This is a genomic window from Alteromonas sp. ABV2_168 (assembly GCF_056161165.1).
Map to the genome: position 1 here is coordinate 216,128 of NZ_JBSWYQ010000002.1, position 15,270 is coordinate 231,397.

Consider the following 15,270-nt stretch of genomic DNA (forward strand, 5'->3'; position numbering starts at 1 on the left):
AAATGGCGGTAGAAGAAACCTGTTCCTTACGGCACACTGTGTGACCCTAATTTTTATCAGGAACACTCATGTCATTAAGCGTAAACAGTTATTTCGACGACAACGTAAAATCCATCGCCTTTGAATCTGCAAACGGCCCGTGCACCTCAGGTGTTATGCTGCCAGGCGAATACGTTTTCAGCACCTCTAAAGATGAATTGATGAAAGTGGTTGAAGGTGAACTGATTGTAAAACTGCCCGGTTCAGACGCATTCCAGTCTTATAAAACAGGCACAGAGTTTAACGTAGCAGCAAATAAGTCTTTTGATGTGAAAGTGGAAGTGACCACGGCTTATCTTTGTTTTTATAGCTAAAAATAAATATCAAAGGCGTAACACCCGTTGCGCCTATACTCAATTCTTGCCGCACATACCCGACCTTCAAAGTTATTCTTTGAAACCACGACTCGAAAAACATACACTATGCCTAATAAGGAAGTTAGCGTAGTCAGTTCAATGCAAGTCAAAACCAACGTCATTAGCAAAGTACGCCTGCATAAACACATTACTATCGAGGATGATAAACGTGTGTTTGTTGTTGGCGATCTCGACGGCAATTTCACAAAGCTGAAATCAGAATTAGATAAAGTTGATTTCAACCCACAAGACGATGTATTAATAAGCTTAGGCGATATTATTGATCGCGGAAACGACAGCGCCAGACTCGTCGAATATATGCAGGAAATTAACGCCCATGTAGTGCTCGGCAATCATGAACACATGATGCTGGAAGCATTAATGGGCAGGGACAGTTACGCCATGCGCCTTTGGGTGCAAAATGGTGGAAAGTGGCATCAAACAGCGGACTTCCAAACGCTGGTAAGTATGTGCAAATGGTTCCTGCAACAACAGCTCGCAATAACTGTTGATTATCAGGGAAAGAAGATCGGCATTTCACATACCCTCCCCCCGACCTGGAGTTGGGAGCATATGCCACAAAATACTGAAGCCTGTGTATTCCCACTGATGTGGGATAGAGAAAGATTTAATAAAAAGCTCAATAAGGTAAATCATGGCGTGGACTATTCGATTCATGGGCATAATTCTACGCCTGATCCGATCTGGATTGGGAATTCATTACATATTGACACTGGGTATTATAAAACACCCACATTACTAGATCTAAAATTAACAAAATAACATATCATAAATGGAAATCTAAAATCTCTAATCAGGATTATCCAATAAATCAATGAATGAAAAAACGAAAGATTATTTACGGATTGCTCTTAATTATGAAGAGGTAAAAGAACCAAAGGATATTTTATCTACATTAGAAAAATGCCAAACAGAAGTCGAGAGAAACTGGCGAATATCCCCCTTAGTATTTAAATTAGCAATGCTAAACAACCTAGAAAAGAAAACACAAATAAAAGAAATAGAAAAAAATGCAAAACAAGGAATAGTTAGGCAACTAGCATTAGAGCAGCAATTAAGAAAAACACTAAATTTATTAACAGATAACAAGTTAGAAGTAATTTTACTTAAAGGCACAGCATATTCAAATTTTCTTTATTCAAAAGATGCACCACGGCTCGCCAATGATATAGATTTGCTTGTACAGTCAAAAGATTTTGAATTAGCGAAGAAAATTATAACTGAATCGATGTGCGTTATCGAAAAGAGAAGAACATTCTCAAAAGATGAGAAAGAAGATTTTGAGCCTGTAAATAAAGTATATGGCTATAACATAGACTTACACAATAGCCTTTGTTTACCATTTCTATTCAACATTAATTACCAAGAGCTTTGGGATAAATCAGATAAAGCTAGTTATTATAGTTTTGATAGAAACGAGTATATAAAAATAATGTCAACCGAATATTTAATTTGCCACATAGCAATACACTCGGCGATTAATGTAAACTTTATGAATTATTCATTGATAGACCTTCATCAGATAGATAAAAAAAATCTCTTGAAAATTGAAAAAGTAAAAACATTAGCAAAGGAAATTGAAGCTTCAATACCGTTGTACTTTCTTTTCTCAGCGATGTACGAAATAACGAACGATAAAAAATATCTTAAAGCTTACAAATCAATTAAGACAAAGGTACCAAAACTAGCAAAGATGGCCTTAAAATTAAAGAAATTTTTTCCCGATAATGAAAACAAAAAATTTAAAGATCGGCTTTATCAATTATTTTGCTTCTATGCTTTTTCTGAAAATAAAACAAGAACGACTATAAATTTAATGAGGTCGTTAGCTAATACTATTTACAAAATAATATTTTTGAGATAACTATGGAATACGCAATCTCAGCAGGAACTAAAAAACAACCGAAATTAAAAAGCACCATTTTCGGAATTCTATTGACACAAATCAGTTTATTTATATTGTCACTACTATCTTTAGCTCACCCATCGCTATATCTAGTAGGTGCGATTTTCATTGTGTTCACACTCGCTGTAATCCTAGGCCCAAGCTATTGTATTCACATATTAGCCAGTTGTGTTGTCGTGGGAAATTTATACGCATCATTACTTGTGAATCAAGTAGATAACAACCTCGCATTTACCTTGAATCGCGGAATGGACTTCGTACTCTGTATATTTGTACTAGTATCTCAATTTATATTTAACAAAAAAATAAACACTCAGTATTTGTTAATATTCTCTTTAATTGCACTATATTTTGCCTACGGGATAATCAACAATGGATTTAATGATTCAGTGGCGTATTTAAGGGTATTGCTGTATCCCTTTGCAATTTTATATATTATCGAAAATTATATAGAGAAAAAACAATACATCATAGAAGCAGAAAAATTAATGATACAATATTGCGTTTTTGCTGTCATATTAGGGATCATGCTTCTCATACTAAGAGATTACGCTATTGAAATTTTAAATATATCAGAATATATATCAAAGAAATATGGAATGTTTCTTAGAGCTGAAACATTCTTTGATACTAGATTATTCAATAGCCAATATTTTTCAGGGGAAACAGCAACAAGATTTTTCGGTATGACAATTCACCCCATAACAACCGGTTTTATGTTCGCTGCAATTAGTATCATCCTTTATAGTCAGAAAAATTACTTATTATTTATATTAGCTTCAATACTGACAGTGGCAACTTTTTCTAAGGGAGCAACATCATTATTAATTGCTACAATTTTACTCTACAAACTATGCCTAAAATATCCACCTAAAATCGTAGTCTTATCATTTATAATGATATTTATATCATTTACAGTTAGCTATGGCTTGGCATACAACGATCCTCATATTTATTCAGTTATAGGCTCACTAAACGCATTTACTACAAATGTTTTCGGTAAGGGGCTTGGCTACGGTGGATCTACCACAGCGGGAGGAATTACTAGCTTAGATACCAACCTGATAAATGGTGACAGTTGTCTAGCACTGTTATTGAATATGTTGGGAGTATTTAGCGCTGCCTATATTTATTACTTACTAAAAAATCTTGTTTTTTTGAACAAGCGATCCCTTTCAACAATTTTTATTACACTCCTGCTGAGTTACGCAATCTTCCAAGAAGAAGTATTCATCGGCTACTCAATATTTTTTCCAATTTTATTTCTTAAAGTTACGATCGAGAAGGAAAGGAGATTCACGTGAAGCCTTCATTAAAACGTCCACTAGGTAGTATAAAGCGTAACCTAAGCTTCCTCTTAACAGGAAGTAGTGAACATCCCGAATTTATTATTAATCACGAAAAAAAATATGCATATTTAGTTAATTCAAAAGCGGCTTGTACAGCAATTAAGTCCTCAATAATAGAAGATATATATGGTAAGGAAATTTTTGATCAAAACCCACATCATGTAAAACTTCCCAAAGGTTGCAGGGTATTCGGCCCCCAAAAATTACCAAAAGATTACTTCGTTTTTACGTTTGTGAGAGAGCCAAGAAAAAGAATAGTAAGTCTGTACAAGAATAAATTCAGGCAGCCAGAACTTCTCTTCAAAGATGGCTTCTACTTCCAAAATTACTTGGGAGGCTATTTTTCACTTCAAGACTCGCTCCATGATTTTGTAGAAAAGATTTGCGACGTACCGGAGAGACTTGCAGATAGACATTTTGTATCTCAATCTCACTTAATAAGGCAATCAAAAGCAAATGTAAATGTCTATCGATTGGAGGAAATTGAAAGTAGGTTCAATGATATTTCCAACAAGCTAGGTATACCAGCACTAAAGGTGAAAAATAATTCGACAGGAGTTTCGAAAGATATTCTAATTGACGATAGAATTGAAGATCTACTAATCAAGCGCTACAGGAAAGATATTAGAGAATTCGGTTATGAATAATTCTATAAATATAGAGACCGTAAGCATTTATATGCCAACACATAATAGACCAGATAAGGCCATTCGTGCAATCAAATCTATTCAAAATCAAACATATAAAGATTTTAAATTGATTATCATAGATGATTTCAGCGAAATGGAATTATTTAATAAAATTAAAAGCTATTTAGATACTATAAATGATAAACGAATTAAATTAATTAGAAATGAAAAATCGATGGGGGCACAGAAGTCCAGGAATATCGGGTTAAGCTATGCAACAGGTAAATATATAACGGGAATAGATGATGACGATTATTGGACCCCAAATAGACTAAAACATTTTATTGATAGCTCTGATGATGAAAACTTACTGTTATACTCTGATGATTATTTTTTGATCGGAAAAAAGACAAAACTATGGAGTAAGAAAGAGATTATAACGCTGGACGAAATATTAAGATCGAACTGCATAGGTAACCAAATGTTTGTCAATAGTAGGCTCTGGCAGGAAACTGGATATTTTGACGAAAAATTAACGGCTGGACAAGATCATGATATGTGGATAAGGCTTATAGAAAAGGCAAAATTCGCAAAAAAAATTGATTCTGCAGAGCAGTATGTAGAATTACATACAGGCGTCCGTATAAGTAGGAACAAAAAGCTAAAAGACTATGCAAAATTATATTTCAAGCACAAAGCAAAAATGAATAATGAACAGATGAAAGAGCATCTAGCATTTATTTTATTAAGTTTTAAGAAAGTGAAGCTATCTCTTTTTATAAAGCTTTTACTACTTTTCGATTTTAAAACGGCTATTAGGCTATTAAAAAAAAGGATTCTTAAAAAGTGGTATGTTATCTAATTCTCGCAGCAACAAATCAAAAAAATGTAGTTCAACTGATAGATGATTTAAGATGTGAAGGTGTCAGATTTCTTATTCATGTCGATGCTAAATTTACGATATCCTCTGAGTTACTGCGTTTAGCAACTAGTGATCACGTCGAGTTAATCAACGATCACATGCGAATTAATTGTAACTGGAGCGGTAGAACATTGGTTGAGGCAATGCTCGTACTTTTATCAGTTGCAAACACTACCTTTAAAGATTCTAAAACTTTCCAGTTTTTAAGTGACTCATGTTCAACTTTAAAAAAAGCAGAACAATGTCGTAATGAATTATTAAAGAGAGGGACAAAAATTCATTTTTGGGGTAAATTAGCTAAAACAAAGGACATACATCTGAATCGGAGGTTCGTTGATGATATTTGGCTTTTTGATTATCGATGTTTGAACTATAGAAATTATAAAAATAAATATGCTGCAAATATTATTAACTATTTCACGATCTGCATTCGACTTTTTTTAAAAAGCATCATTAGAATTAATAGAGAACGAACTTATTACAAAGGGTCACAATGGTTTAGTATTACGAGGGATGATTATATCTCATATATAAAGGATTATGATTCGCTACTTGAGTCCTTAAAATTTAGCAAAGCTCCAGATGAAATTTTCTTTCATACCTTACTTTCAAGCTATTTGGTCGATGAACATTTGAATTCAGAATATGATTTTGCAAATCACTATATAGATTGGTCAGATCCAAAGGTCGGACCAAAGCAACTTCAAAGAGACGAAATAATTCTATTAATGGAAAATAGTCAAAATTTATTTTGTAGGAAAGTAAAATAATGAGAATAATAGAATTCGTAAAGAATATAGATAACAAAAATGAAGAAGAAATAGCAAATTCCATTTTCGTTGACAAAAAAAATGTAACTTTTACTAATCCTTATTCTTACCTTGTTTCGCGCAAGAAAAAATTTAAACACCTAGATTTCGTTTATCTAGATGGATTCATTTTGGTCTTTATAGTCAATCTATTTGGAATAAAAACTAAGAGAATTAGCATGGATTACACCTCATTAGCTCCAGTTTTGTTTAAGAAAATGGAGGAAGGAGGAGGAAGTATATATTTAATCGGAACAACTGAAGATCTAATAAATAAAACGGCAATCCATCTATCTAATAATCACCCAAAACTAAATATAGCCGGTTTTACAAATGGATATATCTGGAATAATTTAGAAGAATCTGTGCAGTCTGTAATTAAAAATAATCCAGACGTAATTGTCGTTGGAATGGGTTCTCCACTGCAAGAAAAATATTCAGAGAAACTTCGTGAAAAAGGATATCAAGGCGGCATTGTAACTTGCGGTGGTTTTTTAGAACAAATTTCTAAAACAGGTAACTATTATCCCTATTTCTTTCAAAAATTTAATTTGAGATTTCTTTTTAGAATAATTGACAAGCCAATTATGTTAAAAAGATATTTAATTCAATATCCTGTGGCAACCGCTCTCTTTTTAAAGGATTGGTTAAAATGTCATTAGCAAAAATGATCGCTGAGATAAAGAGTAACCCTACAATTAAGTCTAAGATAATAGTTTTTAGCTATCGTTGCACCAATATTTTGCACTCCAACAGATATACACGGCTGTTGGGTTTACCATTCTATATCCTGTATAGAATTATAATTGATTTCATAATGGGCGTGGAAATAAATTATAAGACTAAAATTGGCTATGGTTTGAGGGTTTATCACGGTGTAGGCATAGTGATAAACACTAATGTAATAATTGGAAAAAATTTGCAAATTAGACAGGGGGTTACAATAGGTAACACAGTTGATATTAACGGCATAGAGTCAGCGTGTCCTGAAATAGGAGATAACGTAGACATTGGCGCTGGTGCTATAATTCTTGGAGACATAAAAATTGCAAATTACGTAAGAATTGGGGCAGGAGCTGTTGTTACGAAATCAGTAGAGTCAGGGCAAACAGTTATAAAATTTAACGAGGTTATAAAATGATACTATCATTAATTCTTTGCACAATTGGACGTGACAAAGAAGTTGAACGTTTCCTTGAAAGTATAGTTGTTCCTGTCAATACAAAAGTGCAGCTCATTATAGTCGATCAGAACAGTGATAATCGGGTTTTAAATATAATCAGTAGTTTTAAAAATGAGTCGGTTAAAGTTGATTACTATAAAGTTAACTTTAAAGGTCTTTCGCGAGCAAGAAACTTCGCATTACAATTTGTTAAGGGTGAATATGTAGGATTTCCTGACGATGATTGCGTGTATGCAAGTTCCGTGATAACAGAAGTTCTCTCTGCTTTCCAAGATCATAGGTATAACACCGTATTAATATCGCCATGCTTTGATGTATATGGTGCTACTTTTGCTTCTAGCTATAGAATATTCTTTACATACGAAGCAATTAAGAATCAACTTTTTGACGAATTAGTCGGTGTTGGAAGTTCTACAATATTTGGTGCCTCAGAAGAAATAATGTTTCAAGCCGAAGTACAAAATAAGGAACAAACTATCATAAGTAGTACTTACGTAGAACATCCAACTAGTGACATTACTAAATTCAACCATTCTAAACTTAAAGATTATTCGATTGGAAATGGTGCACTAATGTATAAGCAGTTTGGTCTAATGAGTTCAATCAAAAAGTGTTCGAAAGAATTTATACTTAAAACATTGGAACGTTCTAGTAAAGGCTGCTTAGTTGCGTTCTATAAATTTTGTGGTGTATTTTGTTATTTCTTATTTAAACTTTTCTTCAAACGTTAGTAAACATCATGATTAACTTTTTTAAGCCCACAAGAAAGTATGGCAATGGAATCGTTCTTAATGACGAGTTTCTTTATTTTCCTGTACCTAAAAATGCATGCACTTCACTAAAACGCGAAGCGTACTTTTATGTCACCGGCAAAGATTTTAAAACAAAGCATTTTCCATTTAATAAAAAATACACGGTTCATCACTATTATCCTTCGAACGAATTTAGGAATTATAATTGCTTAGAGAATACCATTAATATATGTAATGTCCGGGACCCAATTGAGAGATTTATTTCTGGGTTCGAAAATAGAATTGTGAAATATAATGACTTACAAATTTCGAAAGAAAAAATATGCAAAGCTGGACTTGAGGTTAGCCCGAAAGACATTAATTATTTTATTAAGAACATTGACAAATATATGAATCTATGTCCTATTACCAATCACCATTTCTTGCCTCAAAGCTTTTATTTGGGGAAAGACTATAAATTTTACGACAGAGATTTTTCAAAAAACATATTCAAGACTTTTGAAAGTCTTACTGCTAGAAAATCAGCGGAGTTTAAGAAGTCTTCGAATGATAACAAAGAGCAGTTGTTTTCAGGTCTTAATACCGCATCAATATCAAAACTCGAAAAATTTTATTGTGAGGATTTCAGACTTTACGAGTACATTTATTCATGAAATTTGATGAATTTTTTTCAACATTGGGTGTTGTATGCGTTAGAGGTGGGAGCGCAGTTTTAAGTTTTCTAATAGGGATTATCATTACTAGATCTACTGGTACCCAGATTTCAGGTGCGTATTTTGTCATCATTGCACTTGTAACTTTTTTGTCAGGTTTTTCTAGATTCGGGACGATTAATTTATTAGTAAAATATACAAGTATATTGACTAAGAAAAATGAGTTCGAAAAATTAAATTTTCTTTTAGAAAGAAGTCTATTGTTAGTTCTATCCTTATCTATTGTTATTACTTTATTTTTATTTACATTTAGTAGTTTTATCTCTCAGTTTTTCCTTTCATCATCAGTTTATTCTGAAGCAATTAGAATTCTTGTTTTATCGATCCCATCTGTAGCTATATCTGGTGTATATGCAGCATATATAAATGGAAAAAAGTCTCCTATTCTAGCTGTATTCTATCAGAGCTTCATAAGTAATTTCTTATTCATACTTTTATTGATAATTTTTGATTTATCATCTTTTCACGATGTAGCTCTTTCTTACACTGTTGCAAATTCACTTTCCTGCCTATTGGTTGTTTTTTTAGTTTCTAAAAAAAGGGTAATAAAGAAAAAAGCTTTCGTAGAATTCCCCGTTACTGAGGCAAAATCATTCTGGCAGATCGTCATTTTGAACCAAACACAACAGTGGGGCTCCCAATTACTTGGCGCCGTTTTTCTCACAACTTCTGAAAGTAGTTATCTAGGTGTTTGTTCAAGTGTCGCTGGAATTTTTCTTTTTGTAATAGCAGCTATTGCTACAGTTTTTTCTCCACGTTTTGCGGTAGATAATGATATAGATAGTCTACATATCTCACTTGTTCGTTCTATAAGAATATCCTTATTGTTGGTTTTTCCAATATTCGTATCTCTAGCGATATTTAGCTCACAAATATTAAATTTTTATGGCGAAGACTATCTCGCTTCAGCAAATGTATTATTTGTACTTGTAGCCGCCCAATTCTTAAATTTGATATTTGGTCCAACTGGCTCAATTTTGATGATGACAGGTCATCAAAATTCTCATATGAAAAATACTACAATATCTGTAATAACTTTATTAATCTCAATTCCTTTTTTCACATCAGAAAATGGAATTATGGGTGTTGCGGTAGCTAATTTACTTTCTATTTTTTGTCTCAATCTCCTCAATTGGCATAGTCTAATAACTAAAATTCATATAAGTCCGTTTTTTGTAGCTAAAAAAATATTTTCGAGAAATGTATAACTGTAAACCTTCTCTAATTAGTTGCATCCTTAATTAGAGGTTTCGCCCTTTTCATGCATAGTTAAATATTCCCATGGTGCAAAATCGTTCAGCGTATCATGGGAGCATTCTTCCTTTTATACAGTGTCCGTGTTTTCGGATAGCTCTCTGACTTCGTTATGTCCACTTCCCCTAAACTGAGACAGACTTAATTGGAATTTTCTGCAATGATTAATGCAGGAGACGACTATGAAAAAATCACGCTATACAGAATCTCAGATCATCGGGGTGTTAAAAGAAGTTGATGCAGGTATGAAGGTTGAGGAAGTCTGCCGTCAACACGGTATCAGCAGCGCTACCTATTACAATTGGAAGTCCAAGTACGGCGGCATGGAAGCGTCTGACGTCAAACGATTGAAAGAGCTTGAAGAAGAGAATGCCAAGCTCAAAAAGATGTTTGCCGATGTAAGCTTAGAAAATAATGCCATTAAGGAGCTTGTCGCAAAAAAGGGTTGGTGACAGCAGAGAAACGAGAATGCGTCAGCATCCTGGTTGATGCGGGGCTAAGCGTCGTAAAAGCCTGCCTGTTCGTTGGTATTGGACGTGCGACCTTTTACCGCCCTGAACGGGACTGGCGTAAAGCGGATGCTGCTGTCATTGATGGTATCAATGCGGTCTTGGAGAAGTCGCCACGAGCAGGCTTCTGGAAGTGTTTTGGCCGAATGCGGTTCAAAGGCTTTCCCTTCAACCACAAGCGCGTCTATCGCGTTTATTGCCAAATGGGATTGAACCTGAGGCGCAGAACTAAACGGGTACTGCCCAAACGAATAGCCCAGCCATTAGAAGTGCTGGAGCAGGCAAACCATCAATGGGCGTTGGACTTTATGCATGACACTTTATATTGCGGAAAACGGTTCAGAACGCTGAATGTCGTGGATGAAAGTACGCGGGAGTGCCTCGCTATTGAAGTCGACACGTATTTGCCCGCTGGCCGTGTCGTACGCGGGTTAGAACAGCTTAAAGCTGAGCGTGGATTACCCACTCAGCTGCGTATGGAAAATGGCCCGGAACTCATTTCGGCAACGCTGACAGATTGGTGTGAAACCAACAATATTGAACTGGTATATATCCAGCCAGGTAAGCCACAGCAAAATGGCTTTGTTGAGCGCTTTAATGGTTCATTCCGCAGAGAATTTCTGGATGCTTACTTGTTTGAAAATCTCAGTCAGGTAAGAGAAATGGCCTGGTTCTGGCGACTGGATTACAACGAAGAAAGAACACATGAAAGTTTGGGTAACCTGCCTCCGGCAGCTTACCGGGCAAAACTGGAAAACTCTAGTTCAGCACTGTCTCATTAATGGGGAAGTGGACAATATGCCTTTAAAGTTGGTAAACCAAACTACATTAACCGAGTTTTTTCAGGCAATTGAAGAAATGGTTCGGTGACAAGCCTAGTCGCATTATTTTTTTGTTCATGTCTGCTAAGGCTTTCAGCTCTTAAATTTTTAGTTAGCAGTAAAGTTAACAAAAGAATTGTAGATTGCAAAAATAAGTTGCAGATCATTGATTTTAAATCTTTCCTTTGCATACTTTATATCCTCGTCCTTATTTCAGTATTGCTTGGCGCCAACTAAATATTTTTTGATTTTCTCTATAAATTGAAAAATCATCGAAGTTGAAGTTAAAAGTAAAAAAACCACAAAAATATAAACAAATGCTATTTCTTTACCGTGTGAGATAATAATTTTTTTATCTAGACTATCAAATACAATTTCTCTTCCAGATATCTTAAAATTTAGTAACAAATACAAATAAAATATTGTAATGACAAATGAAATTATCATCGATATTTTTAAAACTATTTTTTTAAATCTTGAAAAAAATAGCAGTTGCAAAGAAATATTAATCAGGAAAATATATATAAACCCAATTTTCAGATAATAGTTTAGCGTTAACAAAGAAATTACCACTATGTAAAAGAGCCCAGACAAGAATTTAGCATCATAATTATTTTTACAAAGTAAAAGGTAACAACATATATTCAGGTTCAATATTATTACTAAGTCAATTAGCACTATATTTTCGGAAATAAATACAAGCTTATAGACAGGCAGAAGAATTGAAATAATAATAAAAAAAAATAGTGGTGATTTCAGTATACTGATTCTTGTCTTACTTTTTAATTTTATCAAAGTCCCGATCAGTGTTCCTAGGGCGTTAGCTACTATATCCCAAGTCTCACCGGTTCTATATAGCGAATAAGATTGTACTGTTTCTATTATCGCGCCAATAAGCAGTCCTAGAGAAATAGAAATGATAATAGAAAAAAAAATTTTTTTTTCCTTAAAAATAAACATACCAATAGGTATGAAAATAAGTAAATTTGCTATAAAGTCTAAAATTTCAAAGTAATTCGAAAAGCTTTTCGATTCACTCATAAATTGAAATGGCGCAACTGCGAATATAACAGGTATTGTTACAGTGAGAGCTTGTAAAATTAGAATGTTAATTTTTCGATAATTCATCTCAAATGTCTTCAAAAAAAAAGGTAGTTTCCACTACCTTTAAAATTAATTTATAATCTTCATAAATCCACTTTTTTTAATTTCGATGAATCTCTTTCTCCGTAATATTCTTGAGAATAGTAGCTCGCACCGTAATAATTCATTTTACTAGTCGCAGCCATAGTTAATACTGCTCCTGTAAGTTGAGAGCTGTGATTTTTTAACCTCTTAATAGTTTCTTTTACCGCATTAAATTTAGTAACTTCTGCTCTAATAGCGAGTATCACAGCGTCAGACTTATTACCAAGAATTAACGAGTCACTTACCGGTAATATTGGAGGGCCATCCATAATTATATAATCAAATTCTTCCCTAAGTTTACTCAGAGTTGCTTCAAACTTTCTTGACGCCAATAGTTCAGCAGGATTTAAGGGTACCTCACCCGCTGCAATTATACTTAAGTTTTCTTTTTGCAAATCGTTTGAGACTTCTCTGTGACTTTTAGCTGTTCCAGTGACCAGTTCAGTTAGCCCATAAGCGTTATTCAATCCTAAATACTTTGATAGGCTTGGTTTCCGTAGGTCGACTTCTATCAGCAGTGTTTTTCCAATATTACTAAATGCTGCTGCTAAGTTTATTGCTAGAGTAGATTTACCTTCAGAAGCTGCTGAAGATGTTACTAATATCGTTTTAGGTGGATTATCGATATCCGAAAAAAGTAATCCTGTTCTAATGCTATTTATATTTTCGGAAAATGTAGTTCTCTGATCAGTGAAGTATTGTCTTGCTGGTACAGTCTCGCTTTTTCTAACAATGGGGCTTATCCCAAGTGTAGGTATTTGTAGTTTCTCCTCGATAGAGTCTGGTGTTTTGAATGTATTATCAATTGCCTCTTTTGCGAATGCATAAACAATTCCAACAAAAGCCCCCAATACAGTTGCAATTAAAACCAATAATTCTACGTTCGGTTTGTAAGGAAATTTTGGAATGGTCGCACGATCAATTATATGTATATTAGAAGCATCAAATTCACTATTTATATTTGCTTGCATTAACTGCGACTGAAATGATTCATAAACACGTCTATTATTTTCTACTTCTCTCTCCAGCCGCACCAATTCTAGATTATCATCTTGTAAATTTTGAATATTTGATCTTGTTTCTTCTATAAGGGCCCTAACATTATTTACTCTAGTCACAGACGCTTGATAATCTTCTACTACGCTCGCAAAAATCTTTTCAACTTCACGATTTAGTGTTTCCTGTGTAGATTTAAGTGCCGCACGAGCATCTACCATTTTTGGATGCTTCTCACCATAGCGTTGCTCTAACTGCCTCACCAAACTCACCTTTGAGGCTTGTTCCTGCACCATTTCACTTGCGGTTTTGTTTGCCAAAACCGGGGCAAGAGAATATGACGCTGGTGTTCCTACTTCTACACTATTAACCAAGCGATATTGCTCGGCTGCATCACTAAGTTTAGTTTGTGCATTGATTAACTCGTTGTTTAGATTTTGTAACTGAGAGTTCGCAAGGCTTTGTTGCTGTGATGTTTCAACAAGTCCTTGGCTAGTTCGGTATTGGCTCAGTGCAATTTCCGACTTTTGTAACTTTTGTCCTAATTTTTCGTATTGCTCACCAAGCCATTCTTCAGTACTCCGTACTTCCCCCAGCCTGGATGCTAGTCCAAAAGAAATGTAGGCATCAGCAACTGCATTTATAATTTCAGCAGCTTCTTTAGGGTCGCTTGAAGAGTAAGATACATTTATCACTTGACTCTGTTTACCACCAGAAACATTTAGGTTTGATTGTATATTCAAAGCTAACATGGTTTTTATTTCTTCACGGCTTTGATTTTTGACTAAAGGCTTTTCCTCTGCTACTCCAACAGATTTTGCAATATCTCGAATAAATTGTCCTGTCTTAGAAAATAAGTCATCAGGTTTTAAGTCTCTTTTCTCATCCTGCTTTTTAATAAATTTTTCTACTAAGTTTAGTTTTTCAACTACTGCTTCTGCGACATTGCGTGACTTGATAATTTCATACTGGGTTTCGTAAAAAAGAAACACTAATGCAGATGCGACATACTGATCGTTTGGGTTAGAGCTTGGTTTTTGTGGATCAGCAAGTATCTTGGAAGTTGCTTGATACATTGGAGTCATATTTTTAGCAACAAGGCCTCCAATTAGGCCAAAAAAAATTGCGAATAGAATTATTTTCCACTTTGCTAATACTATCGTTCTCCAGTATTGTGAGAAGTCAAATGTTTCATCGGCAACAGGTGTATCTGAAGACATTTTACGAGTGTCTTCTGCACTCTTGGTAGAGTTGGTACTCATAATAGTTCCCTAGTCTCGAATCAAAAAAAGCTTTCTTTTACCGTGATAACATCACCTGGCCTTACTTGCGAGCTCAATGTCAAATTTTTAATCACTTCGCTTTTCCCACCTCTTATAACTTCAATTGATTCTTTTGATGCTCGCTCTGTAAAACCACCTGCCAAGACGACCGCTTTTTCAATAGTTAGGTCCTTTCTATAAGGATAACTTCCAGGTCTCTCTACCTCACCATTAATGTAAAATGGGCGATATTCTATGATCGCTACTGTTACATTAGGGTTCTTAAGATAGTCACCAAGCAATAAGTTAGTAATTTTCCCTTCAATCTCTTCTACTGTAAGAGACTCTACGGTTACTTGGCCAATGAGGGGCATTGATATTCTCCCGCTACTACTCACCCTCGCACGTCCTATACTCAATTCTGGCTCTTGGAAAACCGTAATTGATAATTCATCATCAACTGACACGCGATACGAATTCAAATCTTCGGCGAAACAGCAATTCATAACTGAGAATGATATTATAAATACAAGTAAATTTTTTATTTTTGCCTTCATCTTA

16 protein-coding genes are annotated in these 15,270 nt (G+C 34.4%); 13 read left to right on the top strand and 3 right to left on the bottom strand.

From position 1 onward, the window contains the following. Positions 1 to 68 precede the first annotated feature (68 nt). From ppnP to ACXAH4_RS03925, 13 genes are all read left to right on the top strand, one after another. Positions 69 to 353 carry a pyrimidine/purine nucleoside phosphorylase gene (ppnP, locus tag ACXAH4_RS03865; RefSeq protein ID WP_474880777.1) on the top strand — a complete coding sequence of 95 codons (285 nt, stop codon included), beginning with the start codon at positions 69 to 71 and terminating at the stop codon, positions 351 to 353. A 141-nt stretch (positions 354 to 494) separates the two neighbouring features. Beyond that, positions 495 to 1,178 (top strand): metallophosphoesterase, encoded by a 684-nt coding sequence (locus tag ACXAH4_RS03870; RefSeq protein ID WP_474880779.1) that lies wholly within the window; start codon positions 495 to 497, stop codon positions 1,176 to 1,178. A 52-nt stretch (positions 1,179 to 1,230) separates the two neighbouring features. Beyond that, positions 1,231 to 2,280 carry a nucleotidyltransferase family protein gene (locus ACXAH4_RS03875; protein ID WP_474880781.1) on the top strand — a complete coding sequence of 350 codons (1,050 nt, stop codon included), beginning with the start codon at positions 1,231 to 1,233 and terminating at the stop codon, positions 2,278 to 2,280. Between the two features lie 2 nt (positions 2,281 to 2,282). Next, positions 2,283 to 3,626: a hypothetical protein gene (locus ACXAH4_RS03880; protein WP_474880782.1), complete on the top strand. Its 1,344-nt coding sequence runs from the start codon at positions 2,283 to 2,285 to the stop codon at positions 3,624 to 3,626. Next, positions 3,623 to 4,318, top strand: a complete 696-nt coding sequence (locus tag ACXAH4_RS03885; protein WP_474880784.1) for a sulfotransferase family 2 domain-containing protein — start codon at positions 3,623 to 3,625, stop codon at positions 4,316 to 4,318. Before ACXAH4_RS03880 ends, ACXAH4_RS03885 begins: the two co-directional genes overlap by 4 nt. Further along, positions 4,311 to 5,162, top strand: coding sequence for a glycosyltransferase (locus ACXAH4_RS03890; protein ID WP_474880786.1), 852 nt, complete (start codon positions 4,311 to 4,313; stop codon positions 5,160 to 5,162). Before ACXAH4_RS03885 ends, ACXAH4_RS03890 begins: the two co-directional genes overlap by 8 nt. Continuing rightward, positions 5,147 to 5,992, top strand: coding sequence for a beta-1,6-N-acetylglucosaminyltransferase (locus ACXAH4_RS03895; protein ID WP_474880787.1), 846 nt, complete (start codon positions 5,147 to 5,149; stop codon positions 5,990 to 5,992). The genes ACXAH4_RS03890 and ACXAH4_RS03895 overlap by 16 nt, the downstream gene beginning before the upstream one ends. After that, the gene (locus ACXAH4_RS03900; RefSeq protein WP_474880789.1) at positions 5,992 to 6,693 is read left to right on the top strand and encodes a WecB/TagA/CpsF family glycosyltransferase; all 702 of its coding nucleotides are present in this window, start codon (positions 5,992 to 5,994) and stop codon (positions 6,691 to 6,693) included. Before ACXAH4_RS03895 ends, ACXAH4_RS03900 begins: the two co-directional genes overlap by 1 nt. Further along, positions 6,684 to 7,172: a serine O-acetyltransferase gene (locus ACXAH4_RS03905; protein ID WP_474880790.1), complete on the top strand. Its 489-nt coding sequence runs from the start codon at positions 6,684 to 6,686 to the stop codon at positions 7,170 to 7,172. The genes ACXAH4_RS03900 and ACXAH4_RS03905 overlap by 10 nt, the downstream gene beginning before the upstream one ends. After that, positions 7,169 to 7,945: a glycosyltransferase family 2 protein gene (locus tag ACXAH4_RS03910; RefSeq protein ID WP_474880792.1), complete on the top strand. Its 777-nt coding sequence runs from the start codon at positions 7,169 to 7,171 to the stop codon at positions 7,943 to 7,945. The genes ACXAH4_RS03905 and ACXAH4_RS03910 overlap by 4 nt, the downstream gene beginning before the upstream one ends. 8 nt (positions 7,946 to 7,953) lie before the next feature. After that, on the top strand, positions 7,954 to 8,619 hold the full coding sequence (locus ACXAH4_RS03915; RefSeq protein ID WP_474880793.1) for a sulfotransferase family 2 domain-containing protein: 666 nt from the start codon (positions 7,954 to 7,956) through the stop codon (positions 8,617 to 8,619). After that, complete coding sequence (locus ACXAH4_RS03920) at positions 8,616 to 9,887, top strand: lipopolysaccharide biosynthesis protein (RefSeq protein WP_474880794.1); 1,272 nt, start codon at positions 8,616 to 8,618, stop codon at positions 9,885 to 9,887. Before ACXAH4_RS03915 ends, ACXAH4_RS03920 begins: the two co-directional genes overlap by 4 nt. A gap of 228 nt (positions 9,888 to 10,115) precedes the next feature. Further along, a protein-coding gene (locus ACXAH4_RS03925; protein ID WP_474880796.1) for an IS3 family transposase occupies positions 10,116 to 11,224 on the top strand; the annotation gives its coding sequence in 2 pieces (ribosomal slippage) (positions 10,116 to 10,368 and positions 10,368 to 11,224; 1,110 coding nt in all). Between the two features lie 252 nt (positions 11,225 to 11,476). Here ACXAH4_RS03925 and ACXAH4_RS03930 read toward each other — a convergent pair. From ACXAH4_RS03930 to ACXAH4_RS03940, 3 genes are read right to left on the bottom strand one after another with little or no spacing between them, the layout of a single operon-like run. After that, positions 11,477 to 12,391, bottom strand: coding sequence for a VanZ family protein (locus ACXAH4_RS03930; protein ID WP_474880798.1), 915 nt, complete (start codon positions 12,389 to 12,391; stop codon positions 11,477 to 11,479). Positions 12,392 to 12,450: 59 nt separating this feature from the next. Further along, entirely contained in the window at positions 12,451 to 14,709 is a 2,259-nt protein-coding gene (locus ACXAH4_RS03935) for a GumC family protein (RefSeq protein ID WP_474880799.1), read from the bottom strand. A gap of 20 nt (positions 14,710 to 14,729) precedes the next feature. Continuing rightward, a complete protein-coding gene (locus tag ACXAH4_RS03940; protein WP_474880801.1) occupies positions 14,730 to 15,266 on the bottom strand; it encodes a polysaccharide biosynthesis/export family protein in 537 nt (178 codons plus the stop codon). Positions 15,267 to 15,270: the final 4 nt, after the last annotated feature.

Excerpts from the sequence above, each read along its gene's own strand:
- ppnP (WP_474880777.1), top strand. The coding sequence starts at position 69 with ATGTCATTAAGCGTAAACAGTTATTTCGACGACAACGTAAAATCCATC.
- ACXAH4_RS03870 (WP_474880779.1), top strand. The coding sequence starts at position 495 with ATGCAAGTCAAAACCAACGTCATTAGCAAAGTACGCCTGCATAAACAC.
- ACXAH4_RS03875 (WP_474880781.1), top strand. The coding sequence starts at position 1,231 with ATGAATGAAAAAACGAAAGATTATTTACGGATTGCTCTTAATTATGAA.
- ACXAH4_RS03880 (WP_474880782.1), top strand. The coding sequence starts at position 2,283 with ATGGAATACGCAATCTCAGCAGGAACTAAAAAACAACCGAAATTAAAA.
- ACXAH4_RS03890 (WP_474880786.1), top strand. The coding sequence starts at position 4,311 with ATGAATAATTCTATAAATATAGAGACCGTAAGCATTTATATGCCAACA.
- ACXAH4_RS03900 (WP_474880789.1), top strand. The coding sequence starts at position 5,992 with ATGAGAATAATAGAATTCGTAAAGAATATAGATAACAAAAATGAAGAA.
- ACXAH4_RS03905 (WP_474880790.1), top strand. The coding sequence starts at position 6,684 with ATGTCATTAGCAAAAATGATCGCTGAGATAAAGAGTAACCCTACAATT.
- ACXAH4_RS03910 (WP_474880792.1), top strand. The coding sequence starts at position 7,169 with ATGATACTATCATTAATTCTTTGCACAATTGGACGTGACAAAGAAGTT.
- ACXAH4_RS03915 (WP_474880793.1), top strand. The coding sequence starts at position 7,954 with ATGATTAACTTTTTTAAGCCCACAAGAAAGTATGGCAATGGAATCGTT.
- ACXAH4_RS03920 (WP_474880794.1), top strand. The coding sequence starts at position 8,616 with ATGAAATTTGATGAATTTTTTTCAACATTGGGTGTTGTATGCGTTAGA.
- ACXAH4_RS03930 (WP_474880798.1), bottom strand. The coding sequence starts at position 12,391 with ATGAATTATCGAAAAATTAACATTCTAATTTTACAAGCTCTCACTGTA.
- ACXAH4_RS03935 (WP_474880799.1), bottom strand. The coding sequence starts at position 14,709 with ATGAGTACCAACTCTACCAAGAGTGCAGAAGACACTCGTAAAATGTCT.
- ACXAH4_RS03940 (WP_474880801.1), bottom strand. The coding sequence starts at position 15,266 with ATGAAGGCAAAAATAAAAAATTTACTTGTATTTATAATATCATTCTCA.